At 42.6% G+C, this 18975-nt stretch carries 19 protein-coding genes; 10 read left to right on the forward strand and 9 right to left on the reverse strand.

All coding sequences use genetic code 11. The annotated features are described in order from the left end of the window. Positions 1–130: 130 nt before the first annotated feature. The gene (gene gldJ / locus ID165_RS20340; RefSeq protein WP_192347261.1) at positions 131–1357 is read left to right on the forward strand and encodes a gliding motility lipoprotein GldJ; all 1227 of its coding nucleotides are present in this window, start codon (positions 131–133) and stop codon (positions 1355–1357) included. A gap of 183 nt (positions 1358–1540) precedes the next feature. Then, positions 1541–1984 carry a DoxX family protein gene (locus ID165_RS20345; RefSeq protein ID WP_192347262.1) on the forward strand — a complete coding sequence of 148 codons (444 nt, stop codon included), beginning with the start codon at positions 1541–1543 and terminating at the stop codon, positions 1982–1984. Positions 1985–2270: 286 nt separating this feature from the next. Here the strand turns inward: ID165_RS20345 and ID165_RS20350 are convergent, their stop codons facing one another. Beyond that, a complete protein-coding gene (locus ID165_RS20350; RefSeq protein WP_192347263.1) occupies positions 2271–2501 on the reverse strand; it encodes a DUF1684 domain-containing protein in 231 nt (76 codons plus the stop codon). Between the two features lie 422 nt (positions 2502–2923). On the opposite strand from ID165_RS20350, the gene ID165_RS20355 reads away from it, so the two are divergent. Next, positions 2924–4606, forward strand: coding sequence for a DUF885 family protein (locus tag ID165_RS20355; protein WP_192347264.1), 1683 nt, complete (start codon positions 2924–2926; stop codon positions 4604–4606). Between the two features lie 108 nt (positions 4607–4714). Here ID165_RS20355 and ID165_RS20360 read toward each other — a convergent pair whose 3' ends face one another. The 7 genes from ID165_RS20360 to ID165_RS20390 form a co-directional block, all read right to left on the reverse strand. Next, positions 4715–5491, reverse strand: a complete 777-nt coding sequence (locus ID165_RS20360; protein WP_192347265.1) for a Spy/CpxP family protein refolding chaperone — start codon at positions 5489–5491, stop codon at positions 4715–4717. Positions 5492–5503: 12 nt separating this feature from the next. Further along, positions 5504–5815 carry a hypothetical protein gene (locus ID165_RS20365; RefSeq protein ID WP_192347266.1) on the reverse strand — a complete coding sequence of 104 codons (312 nt, stop codon included), beginning with the start codon at positions 5813–5815 and terminating at the stop codon, positions 5504–5506. After that, the gene (locus tag ID165_RS20370) at positions 5805–6299 is read right to left on the reverse strand and encodes an RNA polymerase sigma factor (protein ID WP_192347267.1); all 495 of its coding nucleotides are present in this window, start codon (positions 6297–6299) and stop codon (positions 5805–5807) included. Before ID165_RS20370 ends, ID165_RS20365 begins: the two co-directional genes overlap by 11 nt. A 95-nt stretch (positions 6300–6394) precedes the next feature. Then, on the reverse strand, positions 6395–7069 hold the full coding sequence (locus ID165_RS20375; protein WP_192347268.1) for an outer membrane beta-barrel protein: 675 nt from the start codon (positions 7067–7069) through the stop codon (positions 6395–6397). Between the two features lie 133 nt (positions 7070–7202). After that, complete coding sequence (locus ID165_RS20380; protein ID WP_192347269.1) at positions 7203–7406, reverse strand: hypothetical protein; 204 nt, start codon at positions 7404–7406, stop codon at positions 7203–7205. Positions 7407–7417: 11 nt separating this feature from the next. Beyond that, positions 7418–8956, reverse strand: coding sequence for a glutamate--tRNA ligase (gltX, locus tag ID165_RS20385; protein WP_192347270.1), 1539 nt, complete (start codon positions 8954–8956; stop codon positions 7418–7420). A gap of 117 nt (positions 8957–9073) precedes the next feature. Beyond that, positions 9074–9715 (reverse strand): hypothetical protein, encoded by a 642-nt coding sequence (locus tag ID165_RS20390; protein WP_192347271.1) that lies wholly within the window; start codon positions 9713–9715, stop codon positions 9074–9076. A 294-nt stretch (positions 9716–10009) separates the two neighbouring features. On the opposite strand from ID165_RS20390, the gene ID165_RS20395 reads away from it, so the two are divergent. The 7 genes from ID165_RS20395 to gldB all read left to right on the forward strand — a co-directional run bounded on the left by ID165_RS20395 (position 10010) and on the right by gldB (position 17925). Beyond that, positions 10010–10891, forward strand: coding sequence for an EboA domain-containing protein (locus ID165_RS20395; RefSeq protein ID WP_192347272.1), 882 nt, complete (start codon positions 10010–10012; stop codon positions 10889–10891). A gap of 40 nt (positions 10892–10931) precedes the next feature. After that, positions 10932–11837 carry a TatD family hydrolase gene (locus ID165_RS20400; protein WP_192347273.1) on the forward strand — a complete coding sequence of 302 codons (906 nt, stop codon included), beginning with the start codon at positions 10932–10934 and terminating at the stop codon, positions 11835–11837. A gap of 2 nt (positions 11838–11839) precedes the next feature. Continuing rightward, a complete protein-coding gene (gene eboC / locus ID165_RS20405; protein ID WP_192347274.1) occupies positions 11840–12754 on the forward strand; it encodes a UbiA-like protein EboC in 915 nt (304 codons plus the stop codon). A 71-nt stretch (positions 12755–12825) separates the two neighbouring features. Next, a complete protein-coding gene (locus ID165_RS20410) occupies positions 12826–13980 on the forward strand; it encodes a 3-dehydroquinate synthase (RefSeq protein ID WP_192347275.1) in 1155 nt (384 codons plus the stop codon). Between the two features lie 192 nt (positions 13981–14172). Next, entirely contained in the window at positions 14173–15396 is a 1224-nt protein-coding gene (eboE, locus tag ID165_RS20415) for a metabolite traffic protein EboE (RefSeq protein ID WP_192347276.1), read from the forward strand. A 66-nt stretch (positions 15397–15462) separates the two neighbouring features. Continuing rightward, a complete protein-coding gene (locus tag ID165_RS20420) occupies positions 15463–16836 on the forward strand; it encodes an alkaline phosphatase family protein (RefSeq protein ID WP_192347277.1) in 1374 nt (457 codons plus the stop codon). Positions 16837–16866: 30 nt separating this feature from the next. Then, positions 16867–17925 carry a gliding motility lipoprotein GldB gene (gldB, locus tag ID165_RS20425; RefSeq protein WP_225586851.1) on the forward strand — a complete coding sequence of 353 codons (1059 nt, stop codon included), beginning with the start codon at positions 16867–16869 and terminating at the stop codon, positions 17923–17925. Between the two features lie 70 nt (positions 17926–17995). On the opposite strand, the gene ID165_RS20430 is transcribed toward gldB, so the two are convergent. Beyond that, positions 17996–18952, reverse strand: coding sequence for a fasciclin domain-containing protein (locus ID165_RS20430; protein WP_192347278.1), 957 nt, complete (start codon positions 18950–18952; stop codon positions 17996–17998). Between the last annotated feature and the right edge of the window lie 23 nt (positions 18953–18975).

An 18975-nucleotide genomic window follows, 5' to 3' on the forward strand; every position in this document is an offset into this window, starting at 1 on the left:
TTTGTTGGTTTTCTGAGATTTTGGCTATTTTTTGTCAAAATGAAAATAAGGACTACAGCATAAATCATTGGAAGTGCTTGACATTGCATTTATATTAGCACACTGAAAAAGACCTAAAACAATTAGAAATATGCGTCTGAGTAACAAATCATGGGGGATGTGGGTAGCAGCTTTGGCAATAGTGGGAAGCTCTATTTTAACCTCTTGTAATAAAACTCCCGGCTATGGTAGAAGAACAGCCAACAAGCCTGGCAAAAAAAGTGCTACTACAGGAGCAGAATTCAGTTTTGATGAAAATGATTCTACTCAATTTTTTGTAGCCAAAAATGCCGAGCAAATCCCTGGACCAAACTTGAAATTTATACAAGGAGGTAGAGCCGTACTGGGTTCTCAGGAAGAGGATGTAATGGCTTTTCGGGATAATCAAGAACGAACGGTGACACTTGCAAACTTCTACTTGGATGAAACCGAAATCACCAATAACGATTACCGTGAGTATTTGTTCGATATCAGTAAAAAGGTGAGTGCAGATTCCCTGCTTAAACTTGAGCCTGCGGACAATGTCTGGGCTGGAGGTGCGATGACTTTCAATGACATGTATCAGTCCTATTACTTTAGATTTCCAGGTTTCAATTTTTACCCGGTGGCCGGTGTATCTTGGACTCAGGCAAATGCATATGCTAAATGGAGAACAGAATACGTACAGGAAATCATCAGAGAAGATAGAGGTATAGATTCCTCATTTTCTAAAAGCCAACTGGTAGAGCGGGGTGTAGCTCTAGCTGACTATAGACTCCCCACTGAAGCGGAATGGGAATACGCTGCCAAGGCAATGATCGGTACCCAGTACTTGGATGAAAATCAAGAATATGGACGAATCTATCCTTGGGATGGCAGAGGTCTTCGTAACCCTTACAACGTAAAAAGAAAAGGTCAACAAGGCGACTTCCTTGCCAACTTTAAAAGAGGCAGAGGTGATTACGGCGGAATCGCAGGTGGACAGAGAAATGACGGAGATATCATTCCCACCAATGTATATGACATGGCTCCAAACGATTTTGGATTATATCATATGGCCGGTAATATGAATGAATGGGTTCAGGATATTTATCGTCCACTGTCTTTTCAAGACTTTGATGACCTTAACCCAGTGAGGAATACAGGAGTAGGTGATGAAGAGGATACTTATCTGACTTCAATGCTTACAGATGAGCTTAGAGTGTATAAGGGAGGTTCATGGAGAGATGTGGCATATTGGCTTGCTCCCGGTACTAGAAGGTTTATGCACCAAGATTCTGCCACCAATCATATCGGATTCAGATGTGCCATGATCTCTATTGGAGAGAAAGGCAAATAAAAAATACTTAATCTATAGAAAGCCCCATCAATTTGGTTTGATGGGGCTTTTTTTGTTCTCCTTATGCTTTTCAGAAAACTTTACTGGATATCTTAATATAAAATCACCACCCACAACTATTTAATAATCAACTAAATATCATTCTTTATTCGTATTTTAATAGAGCAATAAACCCAAAATAATATGGACTCTATAACAAAAATCGAATCATGGGCGGACAGACATCATCCCAAATGGATAGACTTTCTTCGCATAGTATTGGGATTGTTTATTCTGTACAAGGGCCTACTGTTTATTTCCGACACAGGCGCTTTAATGGATCTTATGAAAAATAAGGATCTACAGTTCTTCAATCTGGGATTGGCTCATTACGTAGCCTTTGCCCATTTGGTAGGAGGATTACTAATTGCATTGGGATTGGTGACCAGATTTGCTGTCATTTTCCAAATCCCGATTCTCTTGGTGGCAGTATTCTTTGTCAATATCAACGCAGGATTTCTTTCTGCGGCGAATAATCTGGAGTTCGAACTATCCCTGCTTGTTTTGATCTTACTAATAGTATTCCTCATCTATGGCTCAGGTAAATTCTCCTTGGACAATTACATGAAGGAACATCCCAGATGGTAATTATGCTATGATTACCCCTGTAGCTGCGGTAACTGTTACTTTCCAAATGGAGTCGGACAGGCCTGCATAATGGACTTGTCAATGCGTGGGATCCAAAGTGTCTTTACCAAAAGTGGTGCAGTGCTGAAATTGCAACAGTTCCAGCACTGCACCCACTTTAACCTCATTAGCCTGAGCATCGAGGATGGTTGGATAGCTTGTCTTGCCATGCCGAATGGACCATGAATAATTCCAATTCCCTCTCCGATGTGATCACAGGCGTTTGGTAATACCATCACGGCCACATTTATTTACTTTTCATCACTCCAGCTCTAATGGGAACTTCTAAATCGTTCTCTTTCGGAGGTATAGGACAGGCATAGCCACTAGCATATGCACAATAGGGATTGTAGGCTTTGTTAAAATCAAGTTCTATCGTATCCCCCGTCGGAATTGTCAGTCCCATATACCTTCCGCCCCCGTAGGTTTCCCCGCCGTTGGTTTGGTCAGTAAAGGGAAGAAATAGAACCGGTTTCATAGCGAGCCAAAATTTACGGTTAGAATACGTCAGATTTTAGCACAAAATATAAATTAGTCTTGGGAGAAAACAGAAATCTAATGCATAATGCGGGTTAAATGTGTGTTTGGCAAAAGGATTCCACGATCCAGTCAAATGAAAAATTCAAGGCAAGGAATAACTTTTGAATTACTATCAATTTAAGTATTGTGATCAAATTGATTGCATGCCTCCCCCGAAAAACTATTTTGCCGCTGATAAAAGAATTGCTTTTGGAAGCTATTATGACAATGGGATTTTGAGGATTTAGGAGCAAAAGATTTAATTTAAGGTTCTACTTTCCTTAGTCTTATGAAATCGAGCATGACTCAAAAGTCACACAATAGGATGATTATAAGCCATGCGAGATTCCATGTAACAGCTAAAAAGCAAATTACAATCACATGAAAAAAATCTACTTATTTCTGCTTTTATGCCTAATCTCCAACTGCGGCTTTTCGACGGAATTGGTACAAACCATTCAGACGTATCAAGCTGATTATGGAGCGTTGAGAAGGCTGTATTCCAATCCGCTTTCCGATGAGTATTTCACCAGAATCCAAAAATTCAACCAAGATTATCTGAGCGATCTGGATAAGGTGAATTACAATTCTCTCTCTGAAGACGGAAAAATTGACTACGTCCTCTTTCGAAACTATCTTGAAAAAAAACTGGCGGAACTGGCGATAGAAAAAGCTTCTTTTGGTGAAATCGCTGGAGTTTTAGCATTTGCTAAGCCTTTGGAAGAGTTTTATCGGGGAAGACGCCGTGCAGAGAAACCTGAACCCCAAGTACTGGCAGCTACTTGGAATGAAGTAGCAAATCAAGTAGACATCCAATTGAAAAACTTGCCTTCCTCACCCAAATACACCAGTTGGCAGAAAGCGGATCTTGCGGCAAGTGCAATAGAATCCTTGAGCAAAGCCACCGGGGAAGCATATGGCTATTATTTCGACTATGATCCTATGTTTACTTGGTGGATGCCCGAACCGTGGAAAAGACTCGATGAAAGTATGAAGGCGTATGCTAAAGCACTACGCGAGCACTATACGAATTCAGTGAAAGACGATGGAAGTGGAATCATAGGAAGACCTATAGGGAGAGCCGCGCTGGAGAAGCAATTGGCATTTGAAATGATCGCCTATAGTCCGGAGGAATTAATCAAAGAAGCGGAAAAGCAGTTTGCCTGGTGCGAAAAAGAGATGCTCAAAGCTTCCAATGAATTGGGGTTTGGCGATGATTGGAAAGCAGCTTTGGAAATGGTGAAAGAATCCTATCTAGCAGCGGGAGAGTGGCCTGCAGAAGTGATCCGATTGGCAGAGGAAGCTACTGACTATGTAGAATCAAACGATCTGATCACTGTACCACCTTTGGCAAAAGAATCTTGGCGGACAGTCATGATCTCTGCTGAGCGCCAACGGGTAAGTCCATTTTTCTTAGGAGGAGAATCCATACAGATTTCTTATCCTACATCCGAGATGAGCCATGCCGATAAAATGATGAGTATGAGGGGAAACAATCCGCATTTCTCAAGAGCGACAGTTCATCATGAACTCATTCCGGGCCATCACCTGCAGCAGTTTATGAACCAGAGGAACATGACACATAGGCGCATGTTTGGAACTCCCTTTTGGACAGAAGGTTGGGCGTTGTATTGGGAGTTTATCCTCTGGGACAAAGATTTTCCCCGGGATGCCAAGGATAGAGTAGGAATGCTTTTCTGGAGAATGCACCGCTGTGCGCGAATCATTTTCTCTCTTAATTACCACTTGGAAAAGATGACCCCTCAAGAGTGCATTGATCTATTGGTGGATAAAGTCGGTCATGAACGTGCAAATGCAGAAGCGGAAGTTCGTCGTTCTTTTGAAGGAAGCTACGGGCCTCTTTATCAGATTGCCTATATGATTGGTGCGCTTGAGTTCTATAAAATGCGCAATGAAGTGGTTAATTCCGGAAAGATGACCGAGAAAGAATTTCATGATCTGATCATGAGCCAAAATGCAATGCCCGTGGAAATACTCAGAGCCAAAGTCACAGGTCAGGCATTGAAAAAAGACCATAAGGCAAGTTGGAGATTTTTGGATTAAAGAAGTTCATCTTAAATCTCTTTAGGATACTTTGCTCGGTTAGTGGCTAAAATTCAAAAAGGAGTCCGAAAACCGGACTCCTTTTCAAATGTGAAACCATTAACAGTATTACTTTTTAGACCCTTTAAGCTTGATGATGATCACTCCGTTTTTACCTTTTTCTCCAAATACATCGGTTGCGGATTTATCTTTCAGAACTTCTATGCTCTTTATATCTTCCGGATTAATGTCTTTTAATTCCTTCACTTGTTCCATACCATTTTTGCCTTCCAGCATATAGATGGGTGCATTTTCCTGTCCAGTCCCAGCAATCTGCAGAAAGACCCGAGGACTGTTAGATCCATGTAGAGAAGACGATGTGCTGATGCCTGGGATTTTCACTCCGCTAGTGTTGTTCGTCAAGCCTGCGCCAACTTTCGCAGTACCTATGATATTTTTGTTTATAACATCGTTGAAATGTCTGGCATATAAAGATTGATTCTTCAAAATTTCCTGCTGCTCTGTATTCAGTTCATTTTTTATGGAAACCATCGTGCTGAGCTGTTGTTTTTTTAAGGAATTCTCCAATGCCAGCACTTTATCCATTTGCTTTTGTACTGCTACTTCATCAATTTTTGATTCATCCAGTAGTGCTTTAAGCTTTTTGGTCTCATCATCCAAGTCCCATTTCATAGTACTGAACTTACCTGCATTTTCGGAATGGATTTTCTTAATTTTGGCTGCTTGAGCCTCGGATAGATTCAGCTCATTTCTCAATTCCATCACTCTGTCTGCAGCGTACAGATTTTTTTGGAAGAGATCTTGATTCTGGCCCACAGTAGTCACCAATTGTGCGTTGGCAACGGTAGCGCCGAGGGCCAAAAAGAGAATAAGTAAGTATTTCATAATAAATTTCTGTTAGTATTCGGTCAATAATGAAGCAGTAGGTGATTCCCAAGTATCTAGAAATGTACTCTCCTCTATGATGAAATGCTGATTGTGATTCTCATCTTCCTGCAATGTAATGATGACCACTTCTGGCGATACACTTTCTATTGGAGCAGGTTTTTGGATGAATAGAAAGGCAAAAATCATGGATGCCGCTATGCCTGCGGGAATCCAAAAACTGAATTTCCGGGTTTTGACTTCTGGAAAAGCCGGGATTTCCAGTTGCTGATCCTGCTTTTTCATCTGGTCAAAAAACCGTTCTAATTGTCCGTTATTTTCCATATTCTTTCTGGATTTGAACTTTCGTAATTAATTCTCTAAGTTTCTTTTTTCCACGATCATAATGTGTTCTCGCAGTCCCAACACTGATTTGAAGGATTTCGGCACTTTGTGCAATGGTCATCTGATGATAAAAGACCATCAGAATAACTTCCCGCTGCATCTCCGGTAGGCACTTGATGATCCTCTCATAATCAGTGGCATCCACTTCCTCATGGACTTCTTCCAGATCATAGGAATCGGAAAGAGATACCACTTTACCGGCTTTTCTGTGCTCATCTATAGCAGTATATCTAATGATTGAAAAAAGCCATGTTTTTGCTTTTGATGCGTCTTTTAGCTTCGCCTGTCCTTCCAAAATCTTCAAATATGCCTGCTGAAGCACATCCTTCGCCAGTTCATCCTCAAAAGAGCAGCACTGCCTAGCCCAAAGGTATGCGTCCCTGTGATGGGCTTTTAAGATATGATCTAGCTGACTGCGATTCATTTACACAGGTTAGTCGGGAAAAGAACCCAATATATGACAAGACTGATTTAAAAATTGAAAGATTCTGAAATTGGAAAATTCCGCAAAGCAATCTTTTAATCTTTCAGTCTTTCAATTTTCGAATCCTTAATCCTAAAAAGGTAAGCCAAAGTAAACTCTAGATTAGTAGAGCTCATATCAAAAATGCGTTCTTGTCCTTCTGGATTGGTGAAATCATAAGAAAAACGAACTTCACCTGTAATCGTACTTTTACCAAAAAGCTTTGAGATTCCCGCTCCGGCGGTAAGGCCATACATAATCTTACGGGGGCTATCACTTGCACCTCCAAATGTCGGGAGCTCTGAAGGGGTAGTATTGGAAAATTCACGGCTGATGTCTTTAGCTTGAAGCATATAGCCAAAATGAGGGCCAAGTTTGATCTGAAATCTTCCTGACTTTCCCAAGAAAAAACTGGAAAGCATCGGGATTTTCAAGTAGTCAAACTGCGTCTCATTCGTTCTGATGGGATCAATTTCTTCCTCTATTTGTGTAAAACCAATCCTCAGAAATTGTGCATTGACTTCAATTCCGGCATTTTTGGAGTTGAAGTGCTCAAAAACCAAGGCAAAGGTAGGAGCCCCGATTCCATCTACAGAGATTCCTCTATTGCTTGGCGATGGCCGGTAGGAATAGGTAGAGGTCGCATAACCTCCCCGGATACCCACGCTGGTCTGAGCCAGAGCGGCAAAAGTGGATAGAACGAAAATACACAAGAGTAAAACTCTATTCATGACCAAAAGTAACTATTAATCGATTTTGTCAAGGTTATTTACTGTTTTATCTAAATTCTGAGAATTAGCAAAAGCATCAAAGAAAGAGCTCCACACGGGAGCTCTTCAATTACTTCTCAGGAAAACTCCGGAGTTAGGATTTCTTTTCCTTTTCATCAGACTTCAAATCCTCTCTGTCCTTTAGTTTTTTGTCCTCTACATTCTTATTGAGAAACTCGTTGATTTTATCAATAGAAAAGGAAGAGGAAATCTCACCGAAGGAATTAATATCCATTTTGAACCCACTCAAGTCTTCATGAACCTTCGGGTCTTCGTTTTTCTTTTTCTTCTTTGTCATAACTTCTCTTTTTAGCCGATCACTTCCAAAGTAGCTAACGCAAATCTGATGCGTTTGGACACTTCTTCAGTTCCTAAAATAGCAAAAATCTCCATCAAATCCGGGCCCGCACCCACTCCGGTGACAGCAAGCCGAACCGCCTGCATTACTTTTCCCAGCTTAATTTCTTTTGCTTCAGCGGTTTCACCCAGCATTGCTTTCGCTTTCTCCGCATCATACGTCCCGACAAACCCCTCCAAAGCCTCTGCATAAGCGGTAAGAACCGTAACTGCATCTGCATTCCATCTTTTGCCGGCAATATCCATATCAAATCCAGATGGGGGAATTACCACGAATTTGCTTTGCTGCCATAGATCTACGGGAAAAGTTACCCGCTCTTTAGTCAAAGAGACGATGGCTTCGGCAGTTTCTTGTAGGATGGTGATCCCTTCCGCAGAAGCACCCGAAATGACATATGGTGCCAACTCGGCATTGGATTTCGCTCTTAGGTATTGCTCGTTGTACCATTTTGCTTTCGCAATATCAAACTTGGTCCCTGCTTTGCCTATACGCTCTACAGAAAACGCTTCGATCAGTTCATCTAAAGAGAAGATTTCCCGTTCATCTCCCGGATTCCATCCTAAGAATGCAAGAAAATTCAAGAATGCATCAGACAGATAGCCCTGCTCACGAAATCCCGCAGCAGTTTCGCCATTTTCAGTATTCTCCCAATTCAGTGGGAATACAGGGAAGCCCAATTTATCACCGTCACGCTTGGAAAGTTTTCCGTTACCATCAGGCTTCAGCAGCAAAGGCAAGTGAGCAAACTCAGGCATAGTATCTTCCCAGCCAAAAAATTTATAAAGTAATACATGCAAAGGGGCTGAAGGAAGCCATTCCTCTCCACGGATCACATGCGTGATATTCATTAGATGATCATCGACAATATTTGCCAAGTGATAGGTAGGCATACCGTCTGATTTCATCAATACTTTATCATCCAGCGTGGAGGAATGAACCATCACCCAGCCTCGGATCATATCATTCAGACGGACTTCTTCCTTGCGCGGGATCTTTACACGGATGACATAAGGTTCACCGGAGTCCAGCCTTGCCTTCACTTCTTCCTGAGAAAGTGTCAGCGAATTTTTCATCTGGGTTCTGGTGATGCTGTTGTACTGTGGTTGTACTACCCGAGCGGCGGTTAAGCGCTCACGCATGGCTTCCAGTTCCTCGGAAGTATCAAAAGCATAATAAGCGTGACCGGCTTCGACCAAGTCCATTGCATATTTCATGTAACTTGACTTGCGCTCAGACTGCCTGTATGGGGCACAATCACCGGGATTCCAAGGACTCTCGTCCGGAGAAATACCCAGCCATTCCAAGGATTCCTTAATATACTCCTCTGCGCCCGGCACAAAACGGGTTTGATCCGTATCCTCGATTCTCAACAAGAATTTTCCACCCATTTTACGGGCAAAAAGGTAATTGTAAAGTGCTGTACGTACACCGCCTATATGTAAAGGCCCCGTGGGTGACGGAGCGAATCTTACGCGAACTTCTCTACTCATGGATTTCTAGGTCAATACCCTCATCTTGAAATTGGGGGCTTGTTTTGATTTTTATGATCAGGCTGCAAAGATAGGGAATTGTGGGGAAGCGGGGATTGAAGAAAACAAGAAGTTGCCTCAGCGCTGGCGAAGATTCTTTCTCCTCCCCGCCACAAGGGAAATATAAATCAAGTCTGTCACAAAAATCACTAATCCAATATACAGAATTGGCTCATGTACTCCCCCGGCAGTTTTTGAACCGATTATCCCAAATAATAGTGTTGTTGAAAAAGTACCGAGACATTTTGGAATTGCGATCAGCAAGGATTGCCCTTTCAGGTCAGGCCTACGAAAGTACATCCGAACAAATAGGAACGACATTAAGAAGTTAATAAAGTAACCCACATATAGTGCCCCATTTACGACTCCAAGCCTCTCAAACGCCAGATGTTGTACAATAAAACAGGCCATTAGAAATGCGCTTGCTTGCCCATAAAAAACAGCTTTGCCTACCTTCACCTCTTGATGGCCATACTTAAAGTAGGTGAATAATATCCCAATATCTATCAGTACCCAAATGCAATTGACGAATGTAGAGACATGGTAACCAAACACCAGATAGCCTTGAAAAGTGTAATAAATCTCCCACGAGAAGTTTAAGGCAAGGGTAAGAAAGGGAATTCCGTACGATTTGTCCCGAAAACCCACTCGAATAGCTTCAATGTAGGCAATGATCCAACCTAAACCACAAAAAGAAATAAGGATAGAACTCGTGGTCATAGAGCTCTTATTATCAGTAAATTAAGATTTTTTTTATAGCACATCTGCTTAAGCTTCTTGTATGGTATTACAAATTTTCTCTAACCATTAGGTTATAGATATCAACAAAATTCGAAAAAAGATACACGAAAAAAACAGAAACTGACCTTTCCTTCTGCAGTAAAGTGATTTTTGTCAGGTATGGCACTTTTTGCTACCGCTGAGCATTATCTAACTGGATAATCCCGTAGATTTCCACGTATTTTATAGGATTAAAGTAAAGTTGACGCTAAGCCCTAAACGGCAACTCAAACTATGGAAAATCAATTGACAAGCTTTCTAACCCAATTGCTTGAAAGATCAGCCAATCAGAAAGGACTGGATTGGCTTGGCAAACAAGTGGAAAAGATTAGCGCTGAAGGGACTCCTTCAAAGTTCTTTCTGGCATTTAGCCAAGCATCCAGGTATTTCAAAAAAGGAAAAATCATCCTTTCGGCTGATGATAAGACATTGGCAAATGACTTGGTTTCCGGTTTTCAGCCTCAGTATTGGGATGAATTACAAGCCGCACGTACAGTATTGATGCTGAGTTACCCACAGGAAAAAGAGGCGTGGTTTTCAGCGATGAATCAGCTTTTTGAAACTGCGGATATGAATGAGCACCAGGCGTTGTTTGCGGCGTTGCCCCTGATGCCTTTTCAGGAGGATTTGATTCCCCGGGCAATTGACGGCCTGCGAACGAATATTTCCTCGGTCTTCGATGCGATTGCTTTGAACAATCCTTTTCCGGCCAACTATTTCCCTGAAGCCAACTGGAATCAGATGGTACTGAAAGCTATCTTTATGCAGCGCCCTTTGTATAGAATTCAGGGATTGGAAGAAAGAAGAAATCCCGCTCTAGCAGCCATAGCACAGGATTTTGCGCATGAACGCTGGGCAGCAGGAAGAGATGTAATGCCTGAGATCTGGCGATTGGTAGCTCCTTTTGTCGATGAAATGTATTTTAATGATTTAAAGAAAACAGTGGATACCAAGGATGATCTCCAGATAAAAGCTGCCCTATTGGCTCTGAGAGAGTCAGCTTATTTACCTGCCAAAGAACTTCTGGAATCTTACCCTGAGCAAGTCGCTACACTTGATATGGATGCCCTTGCTTGGGAAAGCATTGGGTCAGAATTCCAGCGAACCCGGGTATAATCCCTAATTTTACTTTCTCTCAATTTAAATTCAACTAACCATGTATATAGATCCACATATCCACGTCGTATCCCGTACCACCGATGACTATGAAGCCATGCAAAAAGCAGGTATTGTGGCAGTGATTGAACCTGCATTTTGGCTGGGACAGCCGCGTACCGAAGTCGGGAGTTTCAAAGATTATTTCAGCACGCTGGTTGGCTGGGAACGTTTTCGTGCCAGTCAGTTCGGGATTGTGCATTACTGTACGATGGGCTTGAATTCCAAGGAGGCCAACAACGAACCATTGGCTGAGCAGGTGATGGAGTTGCTTCCACTGTATGTGGGCAAAGAAGGTGTAGTAGCTATCGGAGAAATCGGTTACGATGATCAGACGGAAGCGGAGGACAAGTTCTACAGGCTACAGTTGGAACTGGCTAAAGAAGTGGATCTACCGGTACTTATCCACACGCCACACAGAGATAAAAGAAAGGGCACTATCCGTAGTATGGATGTGTCGGAGGAACATGGTCTTGATCCGAAAATGGTGATCGTAGACCATAATAATGAAGAGACGGTAAAGGATGTACTGGATCGCGGGTATTATGCAGGATTTACTATCTACCCCCATACCAAAATGGGTTCTGAGCGAATGGTGGAAATCGTAAAGCAATACGGCCCTGAGCGGATAATCGTTAATTCTGCCGCGGATTGGGGGATTTCCGATCCCTTGGCGGTGCCTAAAACCGCTGATTTGATGAGAAAATCAGGAATTCCGGAAGAGCATATCAAGCTGGTCACGTATCAAAATGCCTTAACTGCTTTCGGTCAAAGTGGTCAAATGGATGAACAGGATTGGCTAAATGCAGCACCTCTGGATCAGACAAAAAAAATGAGCGGCAACTCAGTACTTCGCGGTGGACAAAAGCCTAGAGTAGAAGGTTCTTCTGATTTCGTAGAGAATTAATTATGGGTTCTTCCCGTATTTTCGCTTACCTCCAACTCACCCGACCGGCGAATGTAGTCACCGCCCTAGCAGATATATGGGCAGGATTTGCAGTTGCGGGAGCGTGGGCCTTTATTTTCACAGACTGGGGTTCCGGTCCCAATGAATATTTGATCAATTTAGCATGGCTTTCATTAAGTACAATTGGATTGTATGCAGGAGGAGTTGCATTCAATGATGTCTTTGATGCAGAGCTGGATGCCATAGAAAGGCCTGAGCGCCCCATTCCCAGTGGAAGAGCTTCTAAAAAAGGGGCAGCTTGGATGTCTTTCCTGCTTTTAGTCTTAGGGGTAGTAGCCGCAGCTAAGGTGAATTTGATCGCTGCGGGAATAGCTTTAACTGTCGCATCCCTTGCTGTGCTGTATGATTACTGGGGAAAGCATCAGAATTTTATCGGTCCTATAAATATGGGCCTTTGCCGTACAGGCAACCTATTGCTCGGAGTAAGTGTAGTACCGGAAATGCTTGCCAAATTTTGGCCATTGGGATTGATCCCCTTGGTGTTTGTGGCGGCGATCACTATGATCAGTCGTGGAGAAGTACATGGCAAAAACAGAAATGCGCTTTATGGCGGGTTATTTATGTACGTCGTGGTAATTGCTACTATAGGCAGTATGCCTATCCTGCATAACACGGCTATCCGGGAAGTATTGCCATTTTTAGCATTGCTTGGTTATATGATTTTTCCGCCTTTGGTCAAAGCTATTCGTAGCCAAGACCCAAAACTCATAGGTAAATCTGTGAAAGCTGCCGTAATTTCCCTAATTATTGTCAATGCTTCCATCGCAGCAGCTTTTGCAGGATGGAAGATTGGGATAATTGTATTATTCTTGCTCCCAATTTCCCTTTGGCTAGCCAAGAAATTCGCTGTTACCTGACGCAAAGAACTAAAAGGAGCTCGGAATTGTATTTATTCCAGCAAACAGCTTAAGCCCATACCCTGTTGATTATGAATACGATTATTGAACAATCATTCGCCGTTCCCTTCAAATATCACGTCTGTTTTTCAGAAGATATTTTCGCCCAAAACAACACAGCTTTTATTGATCTTTTGGATAAAAGCAGACATGCCAAGGTTCTTTTCGTAGTGGACAAGGGAGTCAACGATGCCCACCCGAAGTTGATTGCACAGTTGGAAACCTACGCAGAAGCGTATTCAGAGTTCTTTATCCATGCCTGCCCCCCTATTGTGGTAGAAGGCGGAGAAGCTTCCAAAAATGATGAGACGATATACAAGAGGATCGTAGAAGCGACACATTTATACGGAATTGACAGGCATTCATATATTGCTGTGATTGGCGGTGGGGCAGTGATTGACATGGTTGGATTTGCTGCGGCGATTTCGCACCGTGGTATTCGCCTAATCAGAATTCCTACCACCGTACTTTCACAAAATGATTCGGCCGTAGGTGTCAAAAACTCTGTGAATCTATTCGGTAAGAAAAATTATCTAGGGACTTTTACTCCTCCATACGCTGTTTTGAACGATTTTAACTTCCTCACTACACTGGATGATAGGGATTGGAGGTCGGGAATTTCCGAAGCAATCAAAGTGGCCTTGATCAAGGATCTGGATTTCTTTACTTGGATTGAACATAACTCTCCTGCCTTGGCAAAGCGTGAAATGCTACCCATGCAAGAATTAATCATCCGATGTGCGCAAATGCACTTAAACCATATTTCCGGCAAAGACCCGTTCGAATTCGGTTCTTCCAGACCCTTGGATTTTGGTCACTGGGCAGCTCATAAGTTGGAGCATTTGAGCGAGTTCAGAATCCGTCATGGTGAAGCTGTGGCAATTGGAATTGCATTGGATGCTACCTATTCATTTCTCAAAGGATGGATTTCGGAGGATGATCTATCGAGGATCATTTCTGTATTTAAGGCCTTAGGCTTCGAGCTATTCGCTCCAGAATTAGCAGGTGACAATCTAATCAAGGGCTTGCAGGAATTTCAGGAACACTTAGGCGGCCAACTCACCATTATGCTGTTGAAAGCCTTGGGTAAAGGCGAAGAAGTCCACGAGATGGATCATGCGTTGATTGACCAAAGTGTGGATTTACTCAAAAGCTTCAACCAACAGGAAGACTTGGTTAACAGTTAATAGTTTAAAGCCATACGATGTCGTAATGTTGCCAGTAATGTTACCTTCTTTATTTAGGTGGACGGAAGACCGAAGACGGGTGGCCAGCCACGGCGGCCAGGCCGAAGTGGTCTCATTTCTTGAGTCTATCATCTACTATGGTTCTTTTTAGTCCTTACTGGCAGTGCGTATACATATATAACTATTTCACTAATGGAAATCAACGGTTTTCACCTCACCTATTGCAGCAATATCCACCCTGGAGAAAGCTGGGAACTGACCCTCGAAAATCTCAAAAAATACATCCCCGAAATAAAGGAGCGATTGAACGTAGAGAAACCATTTGGTATTGGCTTGCGACTTTCCCATGAGGCCAGCCTTATCCTCGAAGACAAAGTGCAGCTAGCTGAATTTCAGAATTGGCTGAAGGCTGAGAATGCGTATATATTCACCTTGAATGGATTTCCTTACGGAGATTTTCACCGAACGACCGTAAAAGATCAGGTACACTTTCCCGATTGGACTACTACCGATCGACGGGATTATACCATCAGGTCTTTCCATATTTTAGCAAAGCTTTTACCCGAAGGAATGGATGGTGGTATTTCCACTTCGCCTGTTTCCTATAGACATTGGTTCAACTCCGAATCCGAACTGAATGCGGGAATGGAAATCGCAACCAAGCATTTGCTGGAAGTAGTAGCTGAATTGACAGAAATCAAAAAGCAAACAGGCAAGTCACTTCATCTTGATATTGAACCTGAACCCGACGGTATCCTTGAGAACTCTGATGAGATGGTTTGGTTGTTTTCAGACTGGTTGCTACCTATCGGGAAATCATGGCTGGCAGAGAAATTAGCTATCTCAGATGATGAGGCAGAAGATGTCATCAAAGAGCATATTCAAGTCTGTTACGACGTATGTCATTTTGCGATAGTTTACGAGAAGCCTGCCGATACGTTTGCCAAGTTTGAGCAAGCAGGAATTAAAATAGGAAAGATCCAGATTTCTGCCGCACTGAAGGTGATGATTCCCGCAGAACCCGATGCCAAAGATTTGGTTAAGATTAGCCTACTGCCTTTTGAAGAGTCTACCTATCTGCATCAAGTTGTCGCAAGGGGTAAAGACGGTGGTTTAATTTCATTTCCTGATCTTCCCGAAGCTCTCAAAGAGCTTAATTCAACAGATGCCGAAGAATGGAGAATTCACTTCCATGTACCTGTTTTCTTAGATAATTATGGAGCTCTGGCTTCTACCCAGTATCAAATTTCAATTGTGCTCAATGAAATTTTAAAAAACCCTTCGTTGACCAATCATTTGGAAGTGGAAACTTATACCTGGGAGGTTCTGCCTGATAAAATTAGACTTAGTTTAGGTGAATCCATCTCAAGGGAGCTGGCATGGGTAATCGAAAAAATGGAGTTGGCAGCAATATGATTTTTTAGTTGGTAAGCATAAGAATAAAGAAGAAGCCCGCAAACCGGCTAGTTACCCCAAATTAAAATGAGAAAAACAGTAGTTCTTGATATCGTAGCACTTTCTCCCCGCATAATCGGAGAGCATACACCGTTCCTGAAAAAGTGGATTGAAAAAAGAAGGCAGGCAGTGGTTGAACCCGTTCTTCCGGCGGTAACTTGTTCTGCCCAATCGGTTTATTTGACAGGAAAAATGCCCAATGAAAACGGAATTGTGGGGAATGGCTGGTATTTTCAGGATGAGTGCGAAATCAAGTTTTGGCGTCAATCCAATAAATTGGTGCAGTCGCCGAAAGTTTGGGAAATACTTAAAAAAGAGGATCCCAACTTCACCGTGGCAAACATGTTCTGGTGGTACAATATGTATTCCAGTGTAGATTATGCGGTGACTCCAAGGCCACTTTATTTGGCGGACGGGAGAAAAGAACCGGATTGTCATAGCCAGCCGATGGAATTACGTGATCGTCTTCAGAAAGAATTGGGACAGTTTCCGCTATTCTCTTTTTGGGGTCCAAATGCCAATATTGCCTCCAGCAAATGGATCGCTGAAGCTTCCAAGAAAGTGGATGAATGGCACAATCCCACGCTCAACCTGATTTATATTCCGCATCTGGATTATTCTCTTCAGAAGTATGGAATTGATTTTGACAAAATCGGTAAGCACCTCAAAGAAGTAGATGAACTTGCCGAAGATTTGATCACCTATTTCGAGAAGCAGGGAACTCAGGTAATTTTGCTATCTGAGTATGCTATCACATCAGTGAGTAAACCTATTCATCTCAATAGGATTTTTAGAAATCAGGGCTGGATTCAGGTAAAGGATGAGCGGGGCCTGGAAACATTGGATGCGGGGACTTCTAAGGCTTTCGCGGTGGCGGATCATCAGGTGGCGCATGTGCACGTCAATGATTTAAGCATTTTACCGCAGGTAAAGAAGATTCTGGAAAATACTCCGGGGGTGGAATTGGTGCTGGATGCACAAGGGAAAAAGAAGCACCACATAGATCATGAACGCTCTGGCGATTTGGTCGTCATGGCAGACAAAGACTCCTGGTTTACCTATTATTTCTGGCTTGATGATGCCAAGGCTCCCGATTATGCCCGCTGTGTGGATATCCACAAAAAGCCGGGTTATGATCCTGTGGAACTGGTTCTAAATCCGGACATCAAGATCCCCATGCTTACTGTCGGGTCAAAAGTCCTGAAGAAAAAGCTTGGTTTCCGATACCTGATGGATGTCATTCCGCTGGATGCTACTTTGGTGAAAGGCGCACATGGGAGGCTGAGCGAGGACGATTTGGACAAGCCTTTACTGGTAGCTGATGAATCACTTCTCAGCCAAAAGTCACTGCAACCGACGGATGTTTTTGAGGTGATCTTGACAGCTGTACGGGGAAATTAATTTGAGATTTAGGATTAGAAATTTGGCAGATTGTCCAAACCTTTTCTATTCCTTACTTTTGACAAAAACTCATTCATGCGCAATTCCGGCTCTCAATATTTATATCTTTTACTTATTCTGCTGCTAGGCCTTGCCTGCGACAAAAAAGAAGAAAACTGTGAGCTGTCTCAGGAAATATTGGATCAAGATCTGACTGTAGAGGTTACCCGTCTGGAAAAAGAATTTTTCACTGCAAAATCAATAGGCGAATTAAATCATCTCTTTGAAGAACATCCGGAATTCGCCAAAGAATACCTACAGATGGATCTCTATCCGAATTCTGACAATTTAGCTGAAGATCTTCTGACTATCCATCAAGATTCGTCCATGCGGATACTTTATGATTCAGTACAACAGGTATATGGTGATTTTTTAGAGGTGGAGAAAGAATTGGAAACAGCATTTAAAGCCATCAAGTATTACTTTCCCCAATTTCAAGTGCCAAAAGTCTACACTTTTGTATCAGGATTCAATTCTGACTTGATCGTTACGGATGAACTTATAGTCATTGGGCTGGATTATTTTCTCCCTCCCACACATACTTTCCAACCCGAGCTTCCCCGCTACATGGCTGAGCGGTATGACAAGCCTTTCATCGTTCCGATGATTGTGATGGCGATTTCGGCAAGATTTAATGAAACGAATCCTACGGACAATACCCTCTTGGCGGAAATGATTTATTATGGTAAAACATATCATTTCACCAAAGCAATTCTTCCCTGCACTTCTGATCAATACATCATTGGATATACTCCCGAGGCAATCTCGGAGAGCTTCGACAATGAGGAATTAATCTGGTCCCACTTTGTGGAAAATGAATTGCTGTACGAGACCAACCCTTTTGAAATCAGAAAATACATCGGTGAAGCCCCCTTCACCGATGCGATCAGCACCAAGGCCCCCGGCAGATTGGGAAGATGGTTGGGTTGGAATATTGTGGATGATTATCAATTCAATCAAGATGTCCCTTTGGATGTGCTGATGGCTGAGCCCGATGCTGAGAAGATTTTCAGAGGATCAGGCTATAGACCTAGGGGGACAGGTTCCTGAGAAGTTAAAAAATGGAAATAAAAAAGCGGACTTCTAACAGAAACCCGCTTTCAAACTAACCCACCCTTCTTTATTCCGGTATTATTACTTGATCTATTACATGGATAACTCCGTTAGTTGCATGTATATTAAGCATAGATGCTACTAACCCCCTCTCGTTTATCGTTAAGCCGGGAAGATCAACCGTCAATGTTTCACCTTCAAGTAGCGTAGGGAGAGTTGCTCCGTCCCTTAAATCCTGAGAGAAAGCTCTAGAAGGAACTACGTGATACAGTAAAACATTCGTCAATACATCTAATGGAATATCCTCTACGCCATCTACTCCCAACGCAACATATAAATCTTCAAATGCTGCATCTGTAGGTGCAAAAACTGTCAAATTATCTTCCACTCCTCCACTTACGGCATCTACCAAATCAGCTCTGGTAAGTGCTGCTACTAATTGTGTAAACTCCGGAGTTGAAGCTGTGGTATTTTCTACAGCAATTTCAGCAATACTCATGGTCGGTGCAGTAATTACATAATCCAATGTATGGATCACCCCATTGCTTGCCATTTTATCTACTGCTGTTACCATAGCGTTTCCATTGATCCAAACTCTCCCATCAGGATCGATACTGATATAAAACTTATCCCCTGACAATGGGGTGACCGCACCAGCTTCCACATCCCCGGAAGCGATATTCCCTGACGCTACATGATAGCTTAAGGTATTGGCCAAATCTGAACCGCCAATCAGTTCATCAGATGTTAAACCGTTGTCTGACAGAAAATCACCAAAGGCATCGTTGGTAGGCGCAAAAACAGTGAAGGGACCTGCAGCACTTAGATCATCATCCAGTCCTGCTGCAACCACTGCGGTAGCAAGCGTGTTGAAGTTACTGTCACCTCCTAATACCTCTACGACATTAGCCTGTTCTGGCATAGGTTCATCATCCTCATCATCACAGGATGTAAATACAATCATGACCATCATCGCAAGTGAAAGCGAAAGATATCGCCATAGATTCAAATTGAAATTCTTCATGTTAGTTGGTTTAAGGTTAAGTA

This window comes from Algoriphagus sp. Y33, assembly GCF_014838715.1.
GTDB lineage: Bacteria > Bacteroidota > Bacteroidia > Cytophagales > Cyclobacteriaceae > Algoriphagus.

Coding starts and splice junctions, on each gene's coding strand:
- gldJ (WP_192347261.1), top strand. CDS start 131: ATGCGTCTGAGTAACAAATCATGGGGGATGTGGGTAGCAGCTTTGGCA.
- ID165_RS20345 (WP_192347262.1), top strand. CDS start 1,541: ATGGACTCTATAACAAAAATCGAATCATGGGCGGACAGACATCATCCC.
- ID165_RS20350 (WP_192347263.1), bottom strand. CDS start 2,501: ATGAAACCGGTTCTATTTCTTCCCTTTACTGACCAAACCAACGGCGGG.
- ID165_RS20355 (WP_192347264.1), top strand. CDS start 2,924: ATGAAAAAAATCTACTTATTTCTGCTTTTATGCCTAATCTCCAACTGC.
- ID165_RS20360 (WP_192347265.1), bottom strand. CDS start 5,491: ATGAAATACTTACTTATTCTCTTTTTGGCCCTCGGCGCTACCGTTGCC.
- ID165_RS20365 (WP_192347266.1), bottom strand. CDS start 5,815: ATGGAAAATAACGGACAATTAGAACGGTTTTTTGACCAGATGAAAAAG.
- ID165_RS20370 (WP_192347267.1), bottom strand. CDS start 6,299: ATGAATCGCAGTCAGCTAGATCATATCTTAAAAGCCCATCACAGGGAC.
- ID165_RS20375 (WP_192347268.1), bottom strand. CDS start 7,069: ATGAATAGAGTTTTACTCTTGTGTATTTTCGTTCTATCCACTTTTGCC.
- ID165_RS20380 (WP_192347269.1), bottom strand. CDS start 7,406: ATGACAAAGAAGAAAAAGAAAAACGAAGACCCGAAGGTTCATGAAGAC.
- gltX (WP_192347270.1), bottom strand. CDS start 8,956: ATGAGTAGAGAAGTTCGCGTAAGATTCGCTCCGTCACCCACGGGGCCT.
- ID165_RS20390 (WP_192347271.1), bottom strand. CDS start 9,715: ATGACCACGAGTTCTATCCTTATTTCTTTTTGTGGTTTAGGTTGGATC.
- ID165_RS20395 (WP_192347272.1), top strand. CDS start 10,010: ATGGAAAATCAATTGACAAGCTTTCTAACCCAATTGCTTGAAAGATCA.
- ID165_RS20400 (WP_192347273.1), top strand. CDS start 10,932: ATGTATATAGATCCACATATCCACGTCGTATCCCGTACCACCGATGAC.
- eboC (WP_192347274.1), top strand. CDS start 11,840: ATGGGTTCTTCCCGTATTTTCGCTTACCTCCAACTCACCCGACCGGCG.
- ID165_RS20410 (WP_192347275.1), top strand. CDS start 12,826: ATGAATACGATTATTGAACAATCATTCGCCGTTCCCTTCAAATATCAC.
- eboE (WP_192347276.1), top strand. CDS start 14,173: ATGGAAATCAACGGTTTTCACCTCACCTATTGCAGCAATATCCACCCT.
- ID165_RS20420 (WP_192347277.1), top strand. CDS start 15,463: ATGAGAAAAACAGTAGTTCTTGATATCGTAGCACTTTCTCCCCGCATA.
- ID165_RS20430 (WP_192347278.1), bottom strand. CDS start 18,952: ATGAAGAATTTCAATTTGAATCTATGGCGATATCTTTCGCTTTCACTT.